Annotated in this window: 24 protein-coding genes; 16 read left to right on the plus strand and 8 right to left on the minus strand. The window is 69.1% G+C overall.

The genetic code is table 11. The annotated features are described in order from the left end of the window. Positions 1-19: 19 nt before the first annotated feature. On the minus strand, positions 20-277 hold the full coding sequence (locus tag IQ292_RS03220) for a ribbon-helix-helix domain-containing protein (protein ID WP_203309330.1): 258 nt from the start codon (positions 275-277) through the stop codon (positions 20-22). A gap of 198 nt (positions 278-475) precedes the next feature. On the opposite strand from IQ292_RS03220, the gene IQ292_RS03225 reads away from it, so the two are divergent. Continuing rightward, positions 476-1,507: an AI-2E family transporter gene (locus tag IQ292_RS03225; RefSeq protein ID WP_203309331.1), complete on the plus strand. Its 1,032-nt coding sequence runs from the start codon at positions 476-478 to the stop codon at positions 1,505-1,507. Positions 1,508-1,609: 102 nt separating this feature from the next. Continuing rightward, positions 1,610-2,416, plus strand: coding sequence for a transporter (locus IQ292_RS03230; RefSeq protein ID WP_203308893.1), 807 nt, complete (start codon positions 1,610-1,612; stop codon positions 2,414-2,416). Between the two features lie 179 nt (positions 2,417-2,595). Here IQ292_RS03230 and IQ292_RS03235 read toward each other — a convergent pair whose 3' ends face one another. The 6 genes from IQ292_RS03235 to IQ292_RS03260 form a co-directional block, all read right to left on the minus strand. Then, positions 2,596-2,898 carry a DUF6968 family protein gene (locus IQ292_RS03235; protein ID WP_203308894.1) on the minus strand — a complete coding sequence of 101 codons (303 nt, stop codon included), beginning with the start codon at positions 2,896-2,898 and terminating at the stop codon, positions 2,596-2,598. 118 nt (positions 2,899-3,016) lie between these two features. Further along, positions 3,017-4,843, minus strand: coding sequence for a cobaltochelatase subunit CobT (cobT, locus tag IQ292_RS03240; RefSeq protein ID WP_203308895.1), 1,827 nt, complete (start codon positions 4,841-4,843; stop codon positions 3,017-3,019). Further along, the gene (locus tag IQ292_RS03245; protein ID WP_203308896.1) at positions 4,843-5,235 is read right to left on the minus strand and encodes a type II toxin-antitoxin system VapC family toxin; all 393 of its coding nucleotides are present in this window, start codon (positions 5,233-5,235) and stop codon (positions 4,843-4,845) included. Before IQ292_RS03245 ends, cobT begins: the two co-directional genes overlap by 1 nt. Beyond that, positions 5,228-5,509, minus strand: coding sequence for a type II toxin-antitoxin system Phd/YefM family antitoxin (locus IQ292_RS03250; protein WP_203308897.1), 282 nt, complete (start codon positions 5,507-5,509; stop codon positions 5,228-5,230). The genes IQ292_RS03245 and IQ292_RS03250 overlap by 8 nt, the downstream gene beginning before the upstream one ends. A 48-nt stretch (positions 5,510-5,557) precedes the next feature. Further along, positions 5,558-6,562: a cobaltochelatase subunit CobS gene (gene cobS, locus IQ292_RS03255; RefSeq protein WP_203308898.1), complete on the minus strand. Its 1,005-nt coding sequence runs from the start codon at positions 6,560-6,562 to the stop codon at positions 5,558-5,560. A 120-nt stretch (positions 6,563-6,682) separates the two neighbouring features. Continuing rightward, positions 6,683-7,381, minus strand: coding sequence for a winged helix-turn-helix transcriptional regulator (locus tag IQ292_RS03260; RefSeq protein WP_203308899.1), 699 nt, complete (start codon positions 7,379-7,381; stop codon positions 6,683-6,685). 65 nt (positions 7,382-7,446) lie between these two features. Here IQ292_RS03260 and IQ292_RS03265 point away from each other — a divergent pair, with 65 nt between their 5' ends. From IQ292_RS03265 to IQ292_RS03280, 4 genes are read left to right on the plus strand one after another with little or no spacing between them, the layout of a single operon-like run. Further along, positions 7,447-7,887, plus strand: a complete 441-nt coding sequence (locus IQ292_RS03265; protein ID WP_203308900.1) for a VOC family protein — start codon at positions 7,447-7,449, stop codon at positions 7,885-7,887. A 49-nt stretch (positions 7,888-7,936) separates the two neighbouring features. Then, positions 7,937-8,734 (plus strand): VOC family protein, encoded by a 798-nt coding sequence (locus IQ292_RS03270; RefSeq protein WP_203308901.1) that lies wholly within the window; start codon positions 7,937-7,939, stop codon positions 8,732-8,734. Next, positions 8,731-9,222: a VOC family protein gene (locus IQ292_RS03275; protein ID WP_203308902.1), complete on the plus strand. Its 492-nt coding sequence runs from the start codon at positions 8,731-8,733 to the stop codon at positions 9,220-9,222. The genes IQ292_RS03270 and IQ292_RS03275 overlap by 4 nt, the downstream gene beginning before the upstream one ends. Next, positions 9,219-9,671: an SRPBCC family protein gene (locus IQ292_RS03280; RefSeq protein ID WP_203308903.1), complete on the plus strand. Its 453-nt coding sequence runs from the start codon at positions 9,219-9,221 to the stop codon at positions 9,669-9,671. The genes IQ292_RS03275 and IQ292_RS03280 overlap by 4 nt, the downstream gene beginning before the upstream one ends. Before the next feature lie 35 nt (positions 9,672-9,706). Here IQ292_RS03280 and IQ292_RS03285 read toward each other — a convergent pair whose 3' ends face one another. After that, positions 9,707-10,243 (minus strand): J domain-containing protein, encoded by a 537-nt coding sequence (locus tag IQ292_RS03285; RefSeq protein WP_420853654.1) that lies wholly within the window; start codon positions 10,241-10,243, stop codon positions 9,707-9,709. A gap of 113 nt (positions 10,244-10,356) precedes the next feature. Here IQ292_RS03285 and IQ292_RS03290 point away from each other — a divergent pair, with 113 nt between their 5' ends. The 10 genes from IQ292_RS03290 to IQ292_RS03335 all read left to right on the plus strand — a co-directional run bounded on the left by IQ292_RS03290 (position 10,357) and on the right by IQ292_RS03335 (position 19,320). Further along, positions 10,357-10,644 carry a BolA family protein gene (locus tag IQ292_RS03290; RefSeq protein ID WP_203308904.1) on the plus strand — a complete coding sequence of 96 codons (288 nt, stop codon included), beginning with the start codon at positions 10,357-10,359 and terminating at the stop codon, positions 10,642-10,644. A 3-nt stretch (positions 10,645-10,647) separates the two neighbouring features. Further along, positions 10,648-11,355, plus strand: coding sequence for a glutathione S-transferase (locus tag IQ292_RS03295; protein WP_203308905.1), 708 nt, complete (start codon positions 10,648-10,650; stop codon positions 11,353-11,355). Further along, entirely contained in the window at positions 11,345-11,827 is a 483-nt protein-coding gene (locus IQ292_RS03300; protein WP_203308906.1) for an NUDIX hydrolase, read from the plus strand. Before IQ292_RS03295 ends, IQ292_RS03300 begins: the two co-directional genes overlap by 11 nt. Beyond that, on the plus strand, positions 11,797-12,696 hold the full coding sequence (locus IQ292_RS03305) for a pirin family protein (protein ID WP_203308907.1): 900 nt from the start codon (positions 11,797-11,799) through the stop codon (positions 12,694-12,696). Before IQ292_RS03300 ends, IQ292_RS03305 begins: the two co-directional genes overlap by 31 nt. Before the next feature lie 31 nt (positions 12,697-12,727). Beyond that, on the plus strand, positions 12,728-13,606 hold the full coding sequence (locus IQ292_RS03310) for an alpha/beta fold hydrolase (RefSeq protein WP_203308908.1): 879 nt from the start codon (positions 12,728-12,730) through the stop codon (positions 13,604-13,606). A gap of 68 nt (positions 13,607-13,674) precedes the next feature. Then, positions 13,675-14,343 carry an ATP phosphoribosyltransferase gene (hisG, locus tag IQ292_RS03315; protein ID WP_203308909.1) on the plus strand — a complete coding sequence of 223 codons (669 nt, stop codon included), beginning with the start codon at positions 13,675-13,677 and terminating at the stop codon, positions 14,341-14,343. Beyond that, positions 14,340-15,638 (plus strand): histidinol dehydrogenase, encoded by a 1,299-nt coding sequence (gene hisD / locus IQ292_RS03320; protein WP_203308910.1) that lies wholly within the window; start codon positions 14,340-14,342, stop codon positions 15,636-15,638. The genes hisG and hisD overlap by 4 nt, the downstream gene beginning before the upstream one ends. A 34-nt stretch (positions 15,639-15,672) precedes the next feature. After that, a complete protein-coding gene (nusB, locus tag IQ292_RS03325) occupies positions 15,673-16,140 on the plus strand; it encodes a transcription antitermination factor NusB (protein WP_203308911.1) in 468 nt (155 codons plus the stop codon). Beyond that, on the plus strand, positions 16,137-17,045 hold the full coding sequence (gene thiL, locus IQ292_RS03330; protein WP_203309333.1) for a thiamine-phosphate kinase: 909 nt from the start codon (positions 16,137-16,139) through the stop codon (positions 17,043-17,045). Before nusB ends, thiL begins: the two co-directional genes overlap by 4 nt. Before the next feature lie 97 nt (positions 17,046-17,142). Further along, positions 17,143-19,320: a sodium-translocating pyrophosphatase gene (locus IQ292_RS03335; RefSeq protein WP_203308912.1), complete on the plus strand. Its 2,178-nt coding sequence runs from the start codon at positions 17,143-17,145 to the stop codon at positions 19,318-19,320. Positions 19,321-19,326 lie beyond the last annotated feature (6 nt).

Below are 19,326 nucleotides of genomic sequence, written 5' to 3' on the forward strand. Positions count from 1 at the left end.
ATGCTATTGCGATTTATTCTCACATTTTCGAGTTGCTTTCGTTCGCGAACAGCCAGCTGCGCAGGGCGCTCGCCAGGTTCGCCGGCGCGCGATCGGCGATGCGCAGGACGTCGATCTCCGCGACGAGCGCGCTCAGCGGCAGCGCGCGGCTGGCCGCCGCCCGCTCGAGCGCGCGCCAGAAGATGGGCTCCAGGCTGATCGAGGTCTGGTGGCCTGCGATCGTGATCGACCGTTTGACCGGGCCCTGAAAGCCGCCGGGCGGGGGTGAAAGAGACATGGGCACCGTGTAGCGACTATGGCCGGCATCGCCCATGCCCGGCGCACGATCCGTCCACGCCGGCCCCCGACGGGAGCGATCACCGCAGCCATGCGTTACACTGCCGCAACGAATGCGGGCGCGGTCGACGCGCGAAAGGGACCATACGTGACGATCGAACGCCGGCACGTCGAAAACGGCGGCCTCATCCTGTTCCTGATGCTGATCACCGCCGGCCTGATCCTGATCGTGTCGGGATTTGCGGGCGCATTGCTATGGGCGGCGCTCGCGGCCCTGCTGTTCCAGCCCTTGTTCCAGCGGCTGCTGCGGCGCTGGCCGACACGCCGCAACATCGCCGCGACGGTAACGCTGCTGATCATCACCGTCGCGGTCGTCATCCCCGCGCTGGTTCTCGCCAGCCTCGTCGTCGAACAGGCGGCGGGGGTCTATACGCAGATGCGCAGCGGCCAGATCAATTTCGCCGCCTATTTTCAGCAGGTCCACGACGCCTTGCCGATACGGCTGCGCGATGCCCTCGATCACGCGGGCTATGGCAGCCTCGAACGCGCGCAGGCCCGCCTGTCGCAGGCGATCGGCAGCAGCGCGAGCCAGCTCGCGCGTCGCGCCTTCTCGCTCGGCGCCAATGCGGCGGCGTTCCTGCTCGCCTTCGGCGTCGGCCTCTACGTCACCTTCTTCCTGCTCCGCGACGGCGAGCATATCGGCCCCGCGGTGGTGCGCGCGCTGCCGCTGGAGCCATCCGTCGCCCGGCGCGTCGCCGACAAGTTCGTCGCGGTGACCCGCGCCACGATCAAGGGGTCGGGCGTCGTCGCGCTGGTGCAGGGCGCGCTGGGCGCGATCACCTTCTGGATCGTCGGCCTGCCCGCGGCGCTGCTGTGGGGCGTGCTGATGGCGATCGCCGCGCTGCTGCCCGCGGTCGGGCCGGCAATCATCTGGGGACCGGTGGCGGTCTACCTGCTCGCCACCGGCGCGATCTGGCAGGCGGTGGTCGTGGTGCTGTCGGGCGTGCTGGTCATCGGGCTCGCCGACAATATCCTCAGGCCGATCCTGGTCGGGCGCGATACCGGGCTGCCGGACTGGCTGGTGCTCGTGACGACGCTAGGCGGGATCGACGCGCTGGGGCTGAGCGGCATCGTCATCGGCCCGCTGGTCGGCGCGTTGTTCCTCACCGGCTGGGCTGTGCTCACCGAACAGCGGCTCGGCGAACCCGCGGGCGCCGAGGAGGCGCAATAGCATGGCACGTTCCCGCCAAGGCGTTCTGATCAAAGCATTTGCCAAGTCGCGCGCAGTCGGCGCAAGCATGGCCGCACAGGGCTGGCGGAACGGGGGTAGCAGGTGACGAAGGCGTTCGGTCTGACCTTGGCGGCGGCAATGCTGGCGGCCGCGACGCCCGCCTTCGCGCAGGACGATCCGCGTTTCTGCCCGACGCGGCCGAGCCTCGGCGGTTCGAGCTGCACGACCGAGCCGGGGCGCGTCCATATCGAGGTCTCGACACTGGACTGGCAGCGCGACGACCAGCCCGACCAGCGCGAGGACCGTATCGTGACCGCCGACCTGCTGGCGCGGCTTGGCGTCGGCAAGGATACGGAGCTTCAGCTCGAATGGGTCGGCTATGGGCGCGATCGGACGCGCGACAAGGCGGCCGGGACGGTCGACACCGTCACCGGCACGGGCGACCTGACCTTCGCGGTCCGCGAGCATCTGGCGGGGAAGAAGGGAAAGCCCTTTTCCGCCGGCGTCCAGCTGTACGTCACCGCGCCCACCGGCCGTTATCCGATCGGCGCGGGGACCTGGTCGACGGGGGTGATCATCCCGCTCCAGTACGACCTGACGGAAAAGGTCGCGGTCGCGGTGACCGGCGAGGCGGACGCCGCCGCCAACCAGTCGGGCGACGGCCGCCATCTCGCGTACAGCGAGATCACCGGCCTGCGCTACAAGTTCACGGAAAGCGTCACCGCCACGGCGGAACTCGCCCTCGAACGCGACGACGACCCCGCGGGTCACGAAACGATGGCCTCGGCCGCGCTATCGGCGGCGTGGCGCCCGACCAAGGTGCTGCAGCTCGACGTCCTCGCCGTGGCCGGCCTCAACCGCGCCGCGCCGGACGTGCGCCTCGTCACCGGCGGCGCAATCCTGTTCTAGGACATAGACATCAGGCGCGGACCCAAATCCGCCTTGAGGCAAGCTGACTCACAGCGAGGAAATCAGTGAGACCACCGATACGCGGCGCGCTCCGCGGCGTGTCGGGCCAGAGCAGCTCGAACCCGGGGCCAGTCGAAGTCGATCGGATCATTTCGGCCCATGCCGATGGGAGGGACATGCTAGGGCGATCCGCCGCCCCAGACGGGCGGGAGGTCTAGATCGGCCTCATCGCACCAAGTAAGCAGCCCAGCCTTGTAGGCGTCGCTCTCGACTAGTCTGGTGTGCACGGACCGCATCGCGAGCATCAGCGCCTGAACGCCGTCCAGCCCGCAAGCGTAGCTCCATACTTCCCGTTCCGGCCAACGGACCGAATATCGGCATTGGAACTCCCCGCCGGGAGCCTTGAAAGGCGCGTAGAAGCGAACGGCCAGCCTGCCGCCATCCAGCTCAAACACGCGCTCCAGAAAAGCCGTTTCGTCCATATGCGCCTCTATCGAGCAGGGTCTGACACGCCCTTCGCGCGGCGACAATCGTTACGGGTCCAGGACACCAGAGTGCGACGACGAAGTCCCAGCGACGGTTGCGCCCCCGCCCTTCCCCTCAATCCGTATCGAACAGCGCGGCAAGCTGTTCGATGATCGTGCCGCCCAGCTGCTCCGCGTCCATGATCGTCACCGCGCGCGCATAATAGCGCGTCACGTCGTGGCCGATGCCGATCGCGATCAGTTCGACCGGGCTCTTCGTCTCGATCCAGCCGATCACTTGGCGCAGGTGGCGTTCCAGATAGCTGCCCGAATTGACCGAGAGCGTCGAATCGTCGACCGGCGCGCCGTCGCTGATCACCATCAGGATGCGGCGTTCCTCCGGCCGCGCGATCAGCCGCGCATGCGCCCAGAGCAGCGCCTCGCCGTCGATATTCTCCTTGAGCAGGCCCTCGCGCATCATCAGGCCGAGGTTGGCGCGCGCCCGACGCCACGGCTCGTCCGCCTGCTTGTAGACGATGTGGCGCAGGTCGTTGAGCCGCCCCGGCTGCGGCGGCCGCCCCGCGGCGAGCCACGTCTCGCGTGCCTGGCCGCCCTTCCACGCGCGCGTCGTGAAGCCAAGGATCTCGGTCTTCACGCCGCACCGCTCCAGCGTGCGAGCGAGGATGTCGGCGCTGATCGCCGCGATGCCGATCGGCCGGCCGCGCATCGACCCCGAATTGTCGATCAGCAGCGTTACCACCGTGTCGCGGAAATCGGTGTCGCGCTCGATCTTGTAGCTCAACGACTGCGTGGGAGTGACGACGACGCGCGCCAGCCGCGCCGCGTCCAGCAACCCTTCCTCCTGGTCGAAATCCCAGGAGCGCGACTGCTGCGCCATCAGCCGGCGCTGCAAACGGTTGGCGAGCTTCGAGACCGCCGACTGCAGATGCGCCAGCTGCTGGTCGAGATAGCCGCGTAAACGAGCCAGCTCCTCCGCGTCGCACAGGTCGCCCGCAGCAATCACCTCGTCGAACTGCGTCGTCCAGGCCTTGTAGTCGAATTGCGGCGCGAAGTCGTTGGACGGACGATTGGACCGCGACGGCTGTGCACCGTCGTCGCCCTCGTCGCCGGGTTCGCCGTCGAGGTCGGCGGGGCTGTCCTCGCCAAACTCCTCGCCGTCGCCCTCGTCGCTGTCCGCCTCGCGCTGTTCGCCGCGCGCCTCGACCTCGCCCTCGCCCTGGCCGGACTGTTCGTCCTCGCCCTCGTCCCCCTGCTCGTCCTGGTCGTTCTCGGTGCCTTCGTCCTCGTTCCCGCCCTCGTCGGCCTCGTCGGGCGTCACCTCGCCCTCGACCAGCTCGAGATCCTCGAGCATCTTCATCGCCAGGCCCTGAAAGGCGCGCTGGTCGTCGAGCGCGAGCGCCATCGCGCTGAGATCGGTGCGCTCGGCGATCCAGTCGCGGACCAGAGCGAGCCCCGGCTCCGCGGCGTCGGGCGCCGCCCGCCCGGTCAGCGCCTCGCGCACTAGCAGGCCGAGCGCGGTCGACAGCGGAACCTCGTCGCGATTCCGTGCGCGCGCGATCGGATCGCTGCGCAAACGGACGTCGAGCGCGTGGCCCAGATTGTCGGCGATGCCGGCATAGCCGCGGCTGCCCAGAGCCTCTATCCGCGCCGTCTCGACCGCGTCGAACACCGAGCGCGCGACCGCCTCGCTCGGCGCGCCGCGCTGGTGCAGGGCCAGGTCATGATGCCTGAGGCGCAGCGCGAAGCCGTCGGCGAAGCCGCGCGCCTCCGCCACCTGCTCGGGCGGCAGCGCGCGCGCCGGCATCGGCACCTTGATGTGCTTGCCCGACTGCGCCGGCGCGTCGGCGGTGAAGGCGAGGTCGACCTCCGGCTCCTCCGCGATCGCGCGCGCGGTGCCGGTAAGCACCGCCTTGAACCGGTCGAGAGGGGTTTCGTTAGCCATTACCAGACAACCTTGCAGCCGAAGGCGGCGATTTCCGCGTCGCGCGTCACGACGGTCAGATCGTCGGTGAGCGCCTGTGCAGCGAGGATGCGATCGAAGGGATCGCGGTGCGATCCGGGCATCAGCCCGCCGCGAACGGCATGTGCATGCATAACGGGAAGGTGAACAAACCCGTCGCGTCGGATCGCGGCGTCAAAATCCTCGATCCGGGCCGCCATGGCCGGCAATTGACCGATGCGAACCTTGATCGCGATCTCCAACCCGCTGATCGCGCTGACGAACACCGGGTTAGCGGGATCCCCCAAGACATCGATCAACGTCGACGATAACCGGTCCGGGTCGTTCCACCACCAGATGAGTGTATGCGTGTCTAGGAGGTAACCGTCAGACAAGATTGGAGAACTTTCCTTCCCACGCGTCCAGTTCTTCGTCCGGAAGCGGCGCGAACCATATGGCGTCGGGGATATCGCCCAACAGGCCCCGGAAGCGACCCGGTCGCCGGCGCGGCTGCGCCGCTACCGGCGCGATCGGCACGAGCTTCGCATAAGGAACGCCATCCTTGGCGACGACGATTTCCTCACCCGCATGCGCGCGGTGGACCAGCTTGGAAAATTGCGTCTTCGCCTCGTGGATGTTGAAGGTCTTCCGCGGATCGGCCTCTGCCATCGTTCACCTCCGGAAAGGTGGACTAACTAGCTTAGTCCACCCCGTGCTTCAAGCCCGCCCCACCACGCTTTCGGGCAGGTCCTTGCCGAACACGCGCTGGTAATATTCCGCCACCAGCGGCCGCTCGTTCTCGTCGCACTTGTTGAGGAACGACAGGCGGAAGGCGAAGCCGACGTCGCCGAAGATCAGCGTGTTCTGCGCCCAGGTGATGACGGTGCGCGGGCTCATCACGGTCGAGATGTCGCCGTTGACGAAGCCCTTGCGCGTCAGGTCGGCGACGCGGACCATCGCCTCCACCTGCTTCTTGCCCTCCGGCTTGTCATATTCGCCCGACTTGGCGAGCACGATCTGCGCCTCGGTCGCTGCCGGCAGGTAATTGAGCGTGACGACGATGTTCCACCGGTCCATCTGGCCCTGGTTGATCTGCTGCGTGCCGTGGTACAGCCCGCTCGTATCACCCAGGCCCACCGTGTTGGCGGTCGCGAACAGGCGGAACCAGGGATTCGGTCGGATCACGCGGTTCTGGTCGAGCAGCGTCAGCTTGCCCTCCGTCTCCAGCACGCGCTGGATCACGAACATCACGTCGGGGCGACCGGCATCATATTCGTCGAAGACGAGCGCGGTCGGCGTTTGCAGCGCCCAGGGCAGTAGGCCCTCGCGGAACTCCGTCACCTGCTGACCGTCCTTCAGCACGATCGCGTCGCGGCCGATCAGGTCGATGCGGCTGATGTGCGCGTCGAGGTTGATGCGGATGCACGGCCAGTTGAGCCGCGCCGCTACCTGCTCGATATGGCTGGACTTGCCGGTGCCGTGATAGCCCTGCACCATCACGCGCCGGTTGTGCGCGAAGCCCGCCAGCACCGCCATCGTCGTGTCGGGGTCGAAGACATAGGCCGGATCGAGGTCCGGCACGCGCTCGTCCGCCTCGGAAAAGGCGGGGACCTGCATGTCGCTGTCGATGCCGAACACGTCGCGCACCGACGCCATCTTGTCGGGTGCGTCGAGGATCGTCGTCTCTCGGCTATCTGGCTGGGTATTGGGTATGTCGGTCATGATCCTGGGCGCATCGTCTCGGGCAAGGCCCTTCCCAACGCACGATACGGGGGAAAGGCACATCGCCTTGCAGTGGGAAGCTATCGTCGTCCCGTCAACGCGAAGCGTCAACCCGAGCCATCAATCCGCGGCTTGGACGGGGACGACCTTGGGCGGCAGCGCGAACAGGTCGGCGAAGCGTTCCGCCAGGGCGCGGTCGCCGGACAGGCGCATCGTCCCTTCCGCCTCCGCCACGGCGATCGGCCGCTTGACGTAGATCCATATGGCGAGCGTGGTCGGATCGGTCTCGACCAGCACGTCGACCTCGCCCGGTTCCGCCCGCACGATATCGAGCCGGCCCTGCGCCAGCGTCGCGCGGAAGGCGTCGTGGCCCAGGCGAAAACCCAGCGTCATCGCGAGGTCCCCCGCCTTGTCCGCGTCGAGCATCGTGCGCAGCGACAGCATCGCGGAGGCTGGCGAAAAGGGCAGGGTCGGATCATGATCCGGCGACCGCGTCGCCCAGCGGCCCATCGCCTGCATGATCGGCTCGACCTCCCTGCCCCAGGGCGTCAGGTCGTAGACCTGCACAGAGGCGGGCGGCGGCAGCTTCCGGCGCACCACCAGACCCGCCGCCTCGAGCCCGCCGAGCCGCTGCGTCAACACGTTGGCGCTCAGTCCGGCCAGATGCGCGCGGAGTTCGCCGAACCGCCGCGGCCCGAACATCAGTTCGCGCAGGATCAGCAGCGACCAGCGCTCGCCCAGGAATTCCAGCGCCAGCGCGGTACCGCAGGCATCCTCGTACCAGCGCGGCCGCGCGCCAGTTACTTTTTCTGACTTCATCGTTGCTTTATATAACTACCTGCGGCATCCATAGCCAGTCCCGAGTCGGGAGAGGAGAAAGAGCCATGGCCAAGATGATCTTCGTCAACCTGCCCGTCGCGGACGTCGCGCGCGCCACCGCTTTCTATCAGGCGCTGGGCTTCGAGAAGAACGAACAATTCTCCAATCCGCAAGGCTCGGCGATGCAATGGACCGACACGATCAACGTCATGCTGCTCGCCCGGCCGCTGTTTTCCAGCTTCACGCAGAAGGCGATCGCCGATCCCTTCACGCAGACCACGTCGCTGTTCGCACTCGGGCTCGACGACCGCGCGGCGGTGGACGCGATCACCCAGGCGGCGGTGGCGGCCGGTGGACGCGAGCTGCACGAGCCGGAGGATCACGGCTTCATGTACAGCCGCGCCTTCGAGGACCTCGACGGCCATGGCTGGGGTCCCTTCTCCATGGATGTCGCCGCGCATGCGGAGGCGATGGCGCAGGGGGACGCCCGGCACGCAGAAGGCTGAGCGGACGATCGGCAGCGCGCCCGCCGCGGCGCGAAAGGGAGGACAGAAGATGACCCAGGTCGAAGGAACACCCGTCTGGTTCGAACTGACGACGCCCGATCCGCAGGGGGCGGCCGATTTCCTCGCCGCCGTGGCGGGCTGGCAGGTCGCGCCCTCGCCGGTCGCGGAACATGGCGGCTATCTGCTTGCCGGCCCCGATCTCGCGAACGGTGTCGCGGGACTCATGGCACCGCCGCCGGGGGCGCCGCAGGCCCATCGCTGGACGCTGAACCTCGCCACCGCCGATGTCGATCGCGCGGTGGAACGCGTGGTATCGCTCGGCGGCAGCTGCCGGTTCGGCCCGATGGACATTCCGCATGTCGGTCGCTTTGCCCTCGTCGCCGATCCGCAGGGCATCGCCTTCAATCTGCTGTCCGGACCAGGCGCCGACACTTCGCGCGCCTTCGCGCAGGCGCGCGGCGACACGATCGGGCGCGGCGTATGGATCGAGCTGGCGACGCCCGATCCCGACGGCGCCTTCGCCTTCTACGGCGCGCTGTTCGGCTGGGAGAAAGCGGGCGCGATGCCGATGGGCGAGATGGGCGATTACGCCTTCATCGGCGGTGCCGGCGATGTCCGGCCGGGTGCGGTGATGTCGAGTACGGCGACCGGCGCGCCGCCACGATGGAACTGGTATGTGCATGTCGCGGACATCGACGCGGCGGTCGCGACCGCCACGGCCAGGGGCGGCACCCTGATACAGGGTCCCGATCCGATCCCGGGCGGCGACTATTCCGCCAATATCCTCGATCCGCACGGCATCCAGCTGGGACTGGTCGGCGCGCGCCGGAGCGGGGTGGCGGCATGACCGGCGTGCGGATGCGGACCTGCCTGTGGTTCGACCATGGCGAGGCGCGCAAGGCGGCGGACTTCTACGCCGGCGTCTTTCCCGACACGTTCGTCGAGGATGTGACGGGCGCCCCGATCGACCTGCCCGGCGCCGCGGCTGGTGCGGAGCTGACGGTCACCTTCACCCTGCTCGGCCAGACGTTCTTCGGGCTGAACGGCGGCCCGGACGTGACGCCCAGCCAGGCGGTCAGCTTTCAGGTCTATACCGACGACCAGGCGACGACGGACCGTTATTGGGATGCCATCGTCGGCAATGGCGGCAGCGAGAAGGCATGCGGCTGGTGCACCGACCGCTGGGGCTATGCGTGGCAGATCACGCCGCGGGTGCTGATGGACGCGCTGTCCGCGGGCGGCGCGGCGGGCCAGCGCGCGTTCGCCGCGATGATGACGATGCGCAAGATCGACATCGCGCGGATCGAGGCGGCGATGAAGGGAGAGACGGCATGAGCGAAACTTACGACCTGTCGATCACGCGGCTGATCGCCGCGCCGCCGGCGGCGGTGTGGCGGGCGTGGACCGAGGATACCGGCGCCTGGTTCTGCCCCGCGCCTTGGAAGGCGGAGTTCCTCGACCAGGACCTCGTCGCCGGCGGCCGGTCGACCATCGTCATGCGCGGTCCGAACGGCGAGGAGAACCGGCTGGAGGGCGTCTACCTCGAGGTGGTGCCCGAACGCCGCATCGTCTCCACCGACGCCTTCACCGCCGGATGGATACCCGCCGGCCCCTTCATGGTCCGCATCGACGATTTCGCGCCGGAGGGCGAGGGCACCCGCTATACCGCGACCGCGCGCCACTGGACGCAGGAGGCGCGCGACGGCCACGCGGCGATGGGCTTCGAGGCGGGCTGGAACGCCGCGACCGACCAGTTGGAGGCGATCGCGAAGCGGCTGGCCTGACGCCCCGCCTGCCCGCCCGGGGCGGGCGGGCGGGATCACGCGAACGCGGGTGCCTGGCGCAATTGCTGATAGGCCGCGATCACCTTTTGCAGCATCGCCTCCTGGCTGCGGTCGCCGCCGTTGCGATCGGGGTGATAGCGCCGCACGAGCTCCGAATAGCGCCTGCGCAGCGCCATGCGGTCCGCGTCGGCCGCGAGGCCCAGCACCTTAAGGCTGGCGCGATCCTGGCCGCTCAGCGGCTTGCCGTCGCTGCGCTCGGGGGCGACCTTGCGCCGGAAGCGCGCGGCGATCGCGTCGAGCGGGTCGCTGAAGTCTGCCCAGCGCGGGCCCTGGTCGCCGCTGCCCGCGCGCGCAAAGGCGCGGGTCTCGCGCTCCCATCCCGCCAGCGGGCGCTGCGCGTGATGGATCTCGTCGGCGGTCATCCCGTCGAAGTAATTGTAGCGGCTGTTGAACGCGCGCACATGCTCCAGGCACAGCCAGCGGAACGGGCCAGGCCCGTCGCCGTCGCGTGCGCCCTCGAGCGGCGGCGCGCGGAACTCGCCCGGCTCCTCGCAGCCGGGTTCCGCGCACATCCTGCCATTGGCATCCATCCGGCCGTGGAAACGCGTGTTCGGCCGGTCCTTCCTGTCCTTCGTCTGCGCCACGAACGCTCCCTTAGTCAGCGCAATACCGCTATATAGGCGCGATGACCGACCTCGCCACCGCTCCGCTCGCCGACATCATCGCCGCCCGCCTTCGCGACGCCCTCGCCCCTACCCGCCTGGAAGTGACCAACGACAGCCATCTTCACGCCGGCCACATGGGCGACGACGGCACAGGCGAGACGCATTTTACCGTCGTCGTTCAAAGCCAACACTTCGTCGGCCTCAACCGCGTCCAGCAGCAGCGGCTGGTGAACCAGGCGCTCGCCGATCTGTTGAGCAGCCGCATTCATGCGCTCGCCATCCGGGCGAGCGCGCCGGGGAACGCCTGACGCATGACCTACCATCTCTGGTACTGGCCCTCGATCCAGGGGCGCGGCGAGTTCGTCCGCCTCGCGCTGGAAGGCGCCGGCCTCGACTATCGCGACTGCGCGCGGCTGCGGGGGGCAGAGGCGCTGCTCGACGATCTCGACCGGCGCAGCGAAAGCGGGCGCGGCCCGTTCGCCCCGCCCTATCTCGACACGCCGGACGGAACGATCGCACAGGTCGCCAACATCCTGCTCTACCTCGGCGAGCACCACGACCTCGCCCTCGCCGCCGACCGCCTGTGGCTGCATCAGCTCCAACTCACGATTGCCGATTGCGTCGCCGAGGTGCACGACGTCCATCATCCGGTCGGCACCGGCGACTATTACGAGGATCAGAAACCGGAGGCCGCGCGCGCCGCACGCCAGTTCCGCGACGAGCGCATGCCCAAGTTCCTCGACCATTTCGAGGATGCGGCGACCAGCGCGGGCGGGCCGTTCGTGGCCGGCGCCAACTGGACCTATGCGGATACGTCGCTGTTCCAGGTCGTCGCCGGCCTGCGCTACATGTTCCCCCGACGGATGGCGACGCTGGAAGGCGAATATCCCGGCCTCGTCCGGCTGCACGACGCCGTTGCCGCGCTGCCGGGGATCGCCGCCTATCTCGCCAGCGACCGCCGCATCGCGTTCAACACCGACGGCATCTTCCGCCATTATCCCGAACTCGATGCCGAATAAGGCGCCGCGCGTGCCGCGCCCGGCGGCGCGCATCCTGCTCGTCGACGCGCAGGACCGGGTGCTGCTGATGCGGTTCACGCCGGGCGATCGCCCGCCGCTGTGGTGCACGCCGGGGGGCGCGGTCGATCCGGGCGAAAGCTATGCCGCCGCCGCACGGCGCGAATTGTGGGAAGAGGTGGGTCTCGATCGCGACTGCGGGCCGGAGGTCGCGCGCCGCGTCGTCGGCTTCGTCACGTTCGAAGGCGTCGCGGTCGATGCCGACGAGCGCTATTTCCGCGTCGAGGTCGACACCTGCGAGGTGAAGGCCGGCGCGCTCACGCCGCTCGAACAGCGCGTGCTCGCCGGTTGGCGGTGGTTCGAGCCGCACGAACTGGCCGACTGGCCGGAAACCATCTACCCGGAGGATCTGGCCGATCTGCTCCGCCAGACGAAAGGCGCCTCATGCTCGATGACTTCGTCGAACGCACGCTGACCCCGGTCACGCACGACCTGGGCGGGTTCAAGGTTCATCGCACCCTGCCGGCGAAGGAGCGGACGATGGTCGGCCCCTTCCTTTTCTTTGACCAGATGGGGCCGGCGCACCTGCCGACGGGCGGCGGCATCGACGTGCGCCCGCATCCGCACATCAACCTCGCCACCGTCACCTATCTGTTCGAAGGCGCGATCGACCATCGCGATTCGCTCGGCACCTGCGCCCGGATCGAGCCCGGCGCGGTCAATCTGATGACCGCCGGCCACGGGATCGTCCATTCGGAACGGTCGCCGGGCGACGAGCGCGCGCACGGCCCCGCCCTGTCGGGCATCCAGACCTGGCTCGCCTTGCCCGAGGCGGACGAGGAGATGGACCCGGCGTTCGAACATGTCGCCCGCGCGCACTTGCCGACGCTCGACGCACACGGCGCCCGCGCGCGGATCATCATGGGCGAACTGTGGGGGCAGCGCGCGCCGACGACGACCTATGCCGGCACGATCTACGCCGATATCGCGCTCGATCCCGGCGCCAGCGTGCCGATCGACGCCGCGGCGGAGGAGCGCGCCCTGTACCTCGCCTTCGGCGAAGCGAGCCTGGAGGGCGTGCCGCTCGAACCGATGCAGCTGTACATCCTGAAGCCGGGCGTGCCCGCGACGCTGCGTTCCGACAGCGGCGGCCGCGCGATGCTGTGCGGCGGCGACGCCTTCGCGACGCCGCGCCACGTCTGGTGGAACTTCGTCTCCTCCCGCCGCGACCGGATCAACGAGGCGAAACGCGCGTGGAAGGCGGGCGACTTCCCCAAGGTGCCCGGCGATGACAAGGAATGGATCCCGATCCCGGAAGTGCCGAAGACGGTGAGCTATCCGTGATCGAGACATTCGGACGAGAGAGGATGCAGCCATGACCGACACCCGCCGCCTGTCGCTGTCCACCGGCGTCGAGCTCGACGTCCAGATCGCGGGCGATCCGGCCGCGCCGCCGGTGATCCTCCTCCACGGCTTTCCCGAATCGCACCGCACCTGGCGCGGCATCGTCCCCGACCTCGCCCGCGACCATTATGTGATCGCCCCCGACCAGCGCGGCTATGCCCGATCGTCCAAGCCGGAGGGCGTCGACAGCTACAGCGCGGACAAGATCGTCGCCGACCTCGTCGCGCTCGCCGACGCGCTGGACATCGACCGCTTCACGCTCGTCGGCCACGACTGGGGCGGCGCGGTCGCTTGGATGGCGGCGCTGACCCGCCCCGATCGCGTCGCGCGGCTCGTCATCGTCAACGCGCCGCACCCCTATCTCTTCCAGCGCGCGCTGTTCGACGATCCGGCACAGCGTCGCGCCAGCCAGTATATCACCCGCTTCCGCGACACCGGCATCGATCGCGGCCTGGTCGGGGAAGGGCTGGAGCGCTTCTTCGGCTCCACCTTCGTCCAGCATGCCGCCAGCGCGATGGCGGGCGCGGACAAGGCGGCCTATCTCGACGAATGGGCGCAGCCCGGCGCGATGACCGCGATGATCAACTGGTATCGCGCATCGACCGTCGTCGTGCCCGCGCCGGACGAGGACGCGCCCCGCCCCGTCTTCCTCGACCGGCCCTTCCCGCCGGTGACGCAGGATACGCTGGTGATCTGGGGCACGCGCGACACCGCGCTGCTGCCGGTGCTGGTCGACGACCTTGCCCCCTATGTCCCGAAGCTCACCGTCGAGAAGATCGACGCGGGTCATTTCGTGACCTGGGAAAAGCCCGACGCCGTCGTCGCGGCGATGCGGCGCTGGGGGATCTAGGCATTCGGCCAGCGGGCTGGCCTTGCAGCCCGTTGCTCCGCCCCGCGCGCCGCCGTAAAGCGCAGCCCGTGACAAAACCGATCATCATCGCCGTTCCCAAGGGGCGCATCCTCTCCGAAGCGGTGCCGCTCCTCGCCGCCGCCGGGATCGTGCCCGAAGCCGCCTTTTCCGACGAGGACAGCCGCGCGCTCCGTTTCGCGACCGACACGCCGGGCATCGAGCTGATCCGCGTCCGTGCCTTCGACGTCGCCACCTTCGTCGCGCATGGCGCCGCGCAGCTCGGCATCGTCGGGTCCGACGTCATCGCGGAATTCGGCTATTCGGAATTGTATGCGCCCGTCGACCTCGGCATTGGCCATTGCCGCATCTCGGTCGCCGAACCCGCCGACATGGCGGCCGGCGACGATCCGCGCGGCTGGAGCCATGTCCGCGTCGCGACCAAATATCCGCACATCACCGCCGCGCATTTCGCCCGCCGCGGCGTACAGGCGGAATGCGTCAAGCTGAATGGCGCGATGGAGCTCGCGCCGATGCTCGGCCTTGCGCCGCGTATCGTCGACCTCGTCAGCTCGGGGCGCACGCTCAAGGAGAACGGCCTGGTCGAGGTGGAGGTGATCGCACAGGTGACCAGCCGGCTCGTCGTCAACCGCGCCGCGATGAAGACCCGCGCGGAAGTCGTGCCGCTGGTCGAGGCGTTCCGCCGTGCCGTGGCCGCCAAGGCGAGGATCGCCGCATGATCCGCCTCGACACGCGCGACGCCGGCTTCGCCGCATCCTTCGCCGAGCTGGTCGACGCGCGTCGCGAGACGGCGACCGACGTTGCCCGCGACGTCGCGACGATCATCCGCGCCGTCCGCGACGAGGGCGAGGCCGCCGTCGCCGCCTTCACGCGTAAACTGGACCGCCACGATCTTGCGGAAACCGGCTGGCGGATCGAACCCGCCGCCTGCGCTGCCGCCTATGAGGCGCTCGAGCCGGAGCTGCGCGCCGCGCTCGATCTCGCGGCGCACCGCATCCGCACCTATCACGAGAAGCAACGGCCGGCGGACAGCGACTGGCGCGACGATGCCGGCGTACGACTCGGCGCGCGCTGGCGCCCGGTCGATGCCGCGGGCCTCTACGTCCCCGGCGGCCGTGCGGCCTATCCCTCGTCGCTGCTGATGAACGCGATTCCCGCCAAGGTCGCGGGCGTCGGGCGGCTCGTGATGGTGACGCCGACGCCCGACGGGCAGGTCAATCCGCTCGTCCTCGCCGCCGCGCACCTTTCCGGGGTTGACGAGGTGTGGCGCGTCGGCGGCGCGCAGGCGATCGCCGCGCTCGCCTATGGCGCGGGCCGGATCGCGCCCGTCGACGTCGTCACCGGCCCCGGCAACGCCTGGGTCGCGGAAGCGAAGCGGCAGGTCTATGGCGTCGTCGGCATCGACATGGTCGCCGGCCCCAGCGAGATCGTCGTCGTCGCCGACGGCCGCAACGATCCCCGCGTCACCGCCGCCGACCTGCTCAGCCAGGCCGAGCACGACACGGTGACGCAGTCGATCCTGTTCACCGACGATGCCGGCTTCGCCGACGCGGTGGCGGCGATGGTGGACGACGAACTGGGCCAGCTCCCGACGCAGGCCGTCGCCCGCGCCGCCTGGGACGCCAATGGCGCGATCGTCATCGTCGACACGCTGGAGGCCGCCTGCCCGCTGGTCGACCGCCTCGCCCCCGAGCATCTCCAGCTTTCCGTCGACGATCCGCAGAGCCTGTTCGATCGCATCCGTCACGCGGGCAGCGTCTTCCTGGGGCGGCACACGCCCGAGGCGATCGGCGATTATGTCGCCGGGCCGAACCATGTGCTGCCGACCGGTCGCCGCGCGCGCTTCTCGTCCGGCCTGTCGGTGCTCGACTTCATGAAGCGCACCAGCTTCCTCGGCCTGGACGAGACCGCGCTGGCGGAACTGGGTCCGGCGACGATCGCGCTGGCCGAGGCGGAGGGGCTGCCCGCGCATGCGCGCTCGGTGGCGCTGCGGCTGCGGACGAACCGGGGCTGACAGCGGGGATCGGCGCGCCTACATGCCCCAGCCTATGTCCCGTACCACCGATCGTTCCCGCGCGCGCGCCGCCGCGCGCCTCGCCGCCGTCCAGGCGCTGTACCAGCATGAGATGGAGGGCACGCCGATCCCCGCGCTGCTCCACGAATTTCATCAGCATCGCATCGGCGCGACGATCGAGGACGTCGAATATGCCGATGCCGACGTCGATTTCTTCGACGATATTGTCACCGGCGCGCACGCCCGCGCGGGCGAGATCGACCTGGCGATCGAGAGGAAGCTGGCCTCTGGATGGTCGCTGGCGCGGCTCGACAAGCCGATGAAGGCGCTGCTGCGCGCCGGCACCTATGAGCTGATGGCGCGCAAGGACGTGCCCGTCGGCGCGACGATCAGCGAATATATCGATGTCGCGCACGCCTTTTACGAGCGGCGCGAGACCGGCTTCGTCAACGGCCTGCTCGACGGCATCGCCAAGGACGTCCGCGGGGAGGCGCGCGGCTGACCGAGGCCGAATTCCTCGAAGCGCTGCGCATGCTGCCGATCCACCCGTCGGCACGCGACCTGCGCGACGATGCGGCGCGGCTGACCCAGGCACCGCTCGTCGTGACGACCGACACGTTGGTCGAGGGCGTGCATTTCCTACCCGGCGACACGCCGGCGGACGTGGCGTGGAAGCTGGTCGCGACCAACCTGTCCGACATCGCCGGCAAGGGCGCGCGGCCAGAAGGCATATTGCTCAACTATCCGCTGTCCGACGACGCCTGGGACCGCGCATTCCTCGCCGGCCTGGCGGAGGTGCTGGCGGCCTGCGGCACCGGCCTGCTTGGCGGCGACACGGTGACCCTGCCGCGCGGCGCACCCCGCATCCTCACCGCCACCGCCTTTGGCGGGGACACGCCCGCGCCGCCGCGCGGGGGTGCGGGAGAGAACGATGCCCTTTGGGTAACGGGTACGATCGGCGACGCTGGCGCGGGCCTCGCCATCGCGCGCGGCGAGCCCGGCCCCGCCGCGCTCGCGACACGCTATCGCCGTCCGCAGCCGCGCCTTGGCGAGGGGCGCGTGCTGTCGCGCGTCGCGCATGCGATGATGGACGTGTCGGACGGACTGCTGATCGATGCCGCGCGCATGGGCGCCGCCAGCCGCCTGGGGGTCGAGATCGACCTCGCCGCCGTGCCGCTGTCCGCCGACTATCGCGCCTGTCGCGGCGCGGACCGGTCCGCCCGCCTCGCCGCCGCCACGGCGGGGGACGATTACGAACTGCTGTTCGCGATGCCCGCCAACACCGTGCCCGCCGTCGCCGCGACGCTGCTTGGCCGGTTTCGCCGCGCGCCGGGCCTGTACCTGCACGAGGCGGGCGTCCCGGTCCCCCTGCCGTCGTCGCTCGGCTTCGAGCACGGCTTTGCCTGAGGTGCTTGCGCTCCGCGCCACCGCGCCATAGCCTCCCCGTTCCGCGCGAGACCGGGATCACATCGGCCGCGCGCCAACAGGAGAAGGATCGCTGCGAATGACCACGGTCACCCTCGCCATCCTCTGCGGCCTCGTCGCCGTGGTCTATGGCTTCGTCACCAGCCAACAGGTGCTGCGCGCCTCGCCGGGCGACGCCCGAATGCAGGACATCGCCGCCGCCATTCAGGAAGGCGCCAAGGCCTATCTCGGCCGCCAGTACACCACCATCGCCATCGTGGGCGTCGTCGTCGCCGTGATCCTGTTCGCGACGCTGGGAGCGCTGTCGACCGTCGGTTTCGTCGTCGGCGCTGTGCTGTCCGGCGTGGCCGGCTTCGTCGGCATGACCATCTCCGTCCGGGCCAACGTGCGGACCGCGGAGGCGGCGCGGGGCAGCCTGCAGGGCGGCCTGACGATGGCGTTCCGCTCGGGCGCGGTGACGGGCATGCTCGTCGCGGGACTGGGGCTGCTCGCGATCGCGACCTTTTTCTGGTATCTCACCGGCCCGGGAGGCCATGCGCCGGGAGACCGCGTCATCGTCGAGGCACTGACCGCGCTCGCCTTCGGCGCCTCGCTCATCTCCATCTTCGCGCGACTGGGCGGCGGCATCTTCACCAAGGCCGCCGACGTCGGCGCCGACCTGGTCGGCAAGGTCGAGGCGGGCATTCCAGAGGACGATCCCCGCAATCCGGCCGTCATCGCCGACAATGTCGGCGACAATGTGGGCGACTGCGCCGGCATGGCCGCCGACCTGTTCGAAACCTATGTCGTGACGCTGGGCGTGACGATGGTGTCGATCGCCCTGCTCGTCAAAGCCGATACGGTGGAGCTGATGCGATTGATGAGCCTGCCGCTGCTCGTCGGCGGCGTGTGCATCATCACCTCGATCATCGGCACCTACATGGTCCGGCTCGGCAAGGGCGGATCGATCATGGGCGCGCTTTACAAGGGGTTCTGGACCAGCGCATTGCTGTCGATCCCGGCGATCTATCTCGCCTGCCGCTACGTGCTCGGCGATCTCAACCGCACGCTCGGCGGCGCGGGCTTCCTCGACGCGGTGACCGACGATCTGAGCAACGGCGCCGACGGCCCCGCGGCGGCGACGGCAACCCAGGTCGGCGCCAGCTTCACGGGCATGGACCTGTTCTGGTGCATGGTGATCGGCCTGGCGGTGACCGGACTGATCGTCTGGATCACCGAATATTACACCGGCACCGCCTACCGCCCGGTCAAGTCGATCGCCAAGGCAAGCCAGACCGGCCACGGCACCAATGTGATCCAGGGCCTGGCGATCAGCCTCGAAGCGACGGCGCTGCCGACGCTGGTCATCGTCGTCGCGGTGGTCGCCACCTACCAGCTCGCCGGCATCATCGGCATCGCCTTCGCCGCGACCAGCATGCTCGCGCTCGCCGGCATGGTGGTGGCGCTCGATGCCTATGGCCCGGTCACCGACAATGCCGGCGGCATCGCCGAAATGGCGGGCCTGCCCGATGAAGTACGGCACAAGACCGACGCGCTCGACGCGGTCGGCAACACGACCAAGGCGGTGACCAAGGGCTATGCGATCGGTTCCGCCGGCCTCGCCGCGCTGGTGCTGTTCGGTGCCTATACCACCGATCTCGACACCTACTTTCCCGACATCACCGTCGATTTCAGCCTGTCGAACCCCTATGTCATCGTCGGCTTGCTGCTCGGCGCATTGCTGCCCTATCTCTTCGCCGCGTTCGGCATGACCGCGGTCGGCCGGGCGGCGGGTGCCGTGGTCGATGAAGTCCGCGGCCAGTTCCGCGACAATCCCGGGATCATGGAAGGAACCAGCCGTCCCAATTACGGCCGGACCGTCGACCTCGTCACCCGGGCCGCGATCCGCGAGATGATCGTGCCCAGCCTGCTTCCGGTGCTGTCGCCGATCGCGGTCTACTTCATCGTCCGCGCGGTCGCGGGCCAGGCGAACGGCTTCGCGGCGCTCGGCGCGATGCTGCTTGGCGTCATCGTCTCCGGCCTCTTCGTCGCGCTGTCGATGACCTCGGGCGGCGGCGCCTGGGACAATGCCAAGAAGTACATCGAGGACGGCAATTACGGTGGCAAGGGATCGGAAGCCCACAAGGCCGCGGTCACCGGCGACACGGTCGGCGATCCGTACAAGGATACCGCCGGCCCGGCGATCAATCCGATGATCAAGATCACCAATATCGTCGCCCTGTTGCTGCTCGCGGCACTGGCCGCTGGCGGTGGCTGACAGCCG

Source organism: Sphingomonas beigongshangi (assembly GCF_016820445.1).
Lineage (GTDB): Bacteria > Pseudomonadota > Alphaproteobacteria > Sphingomonadales > Sphingomonadaceae > Sphingomonas > Sphingomonas beigongshangi.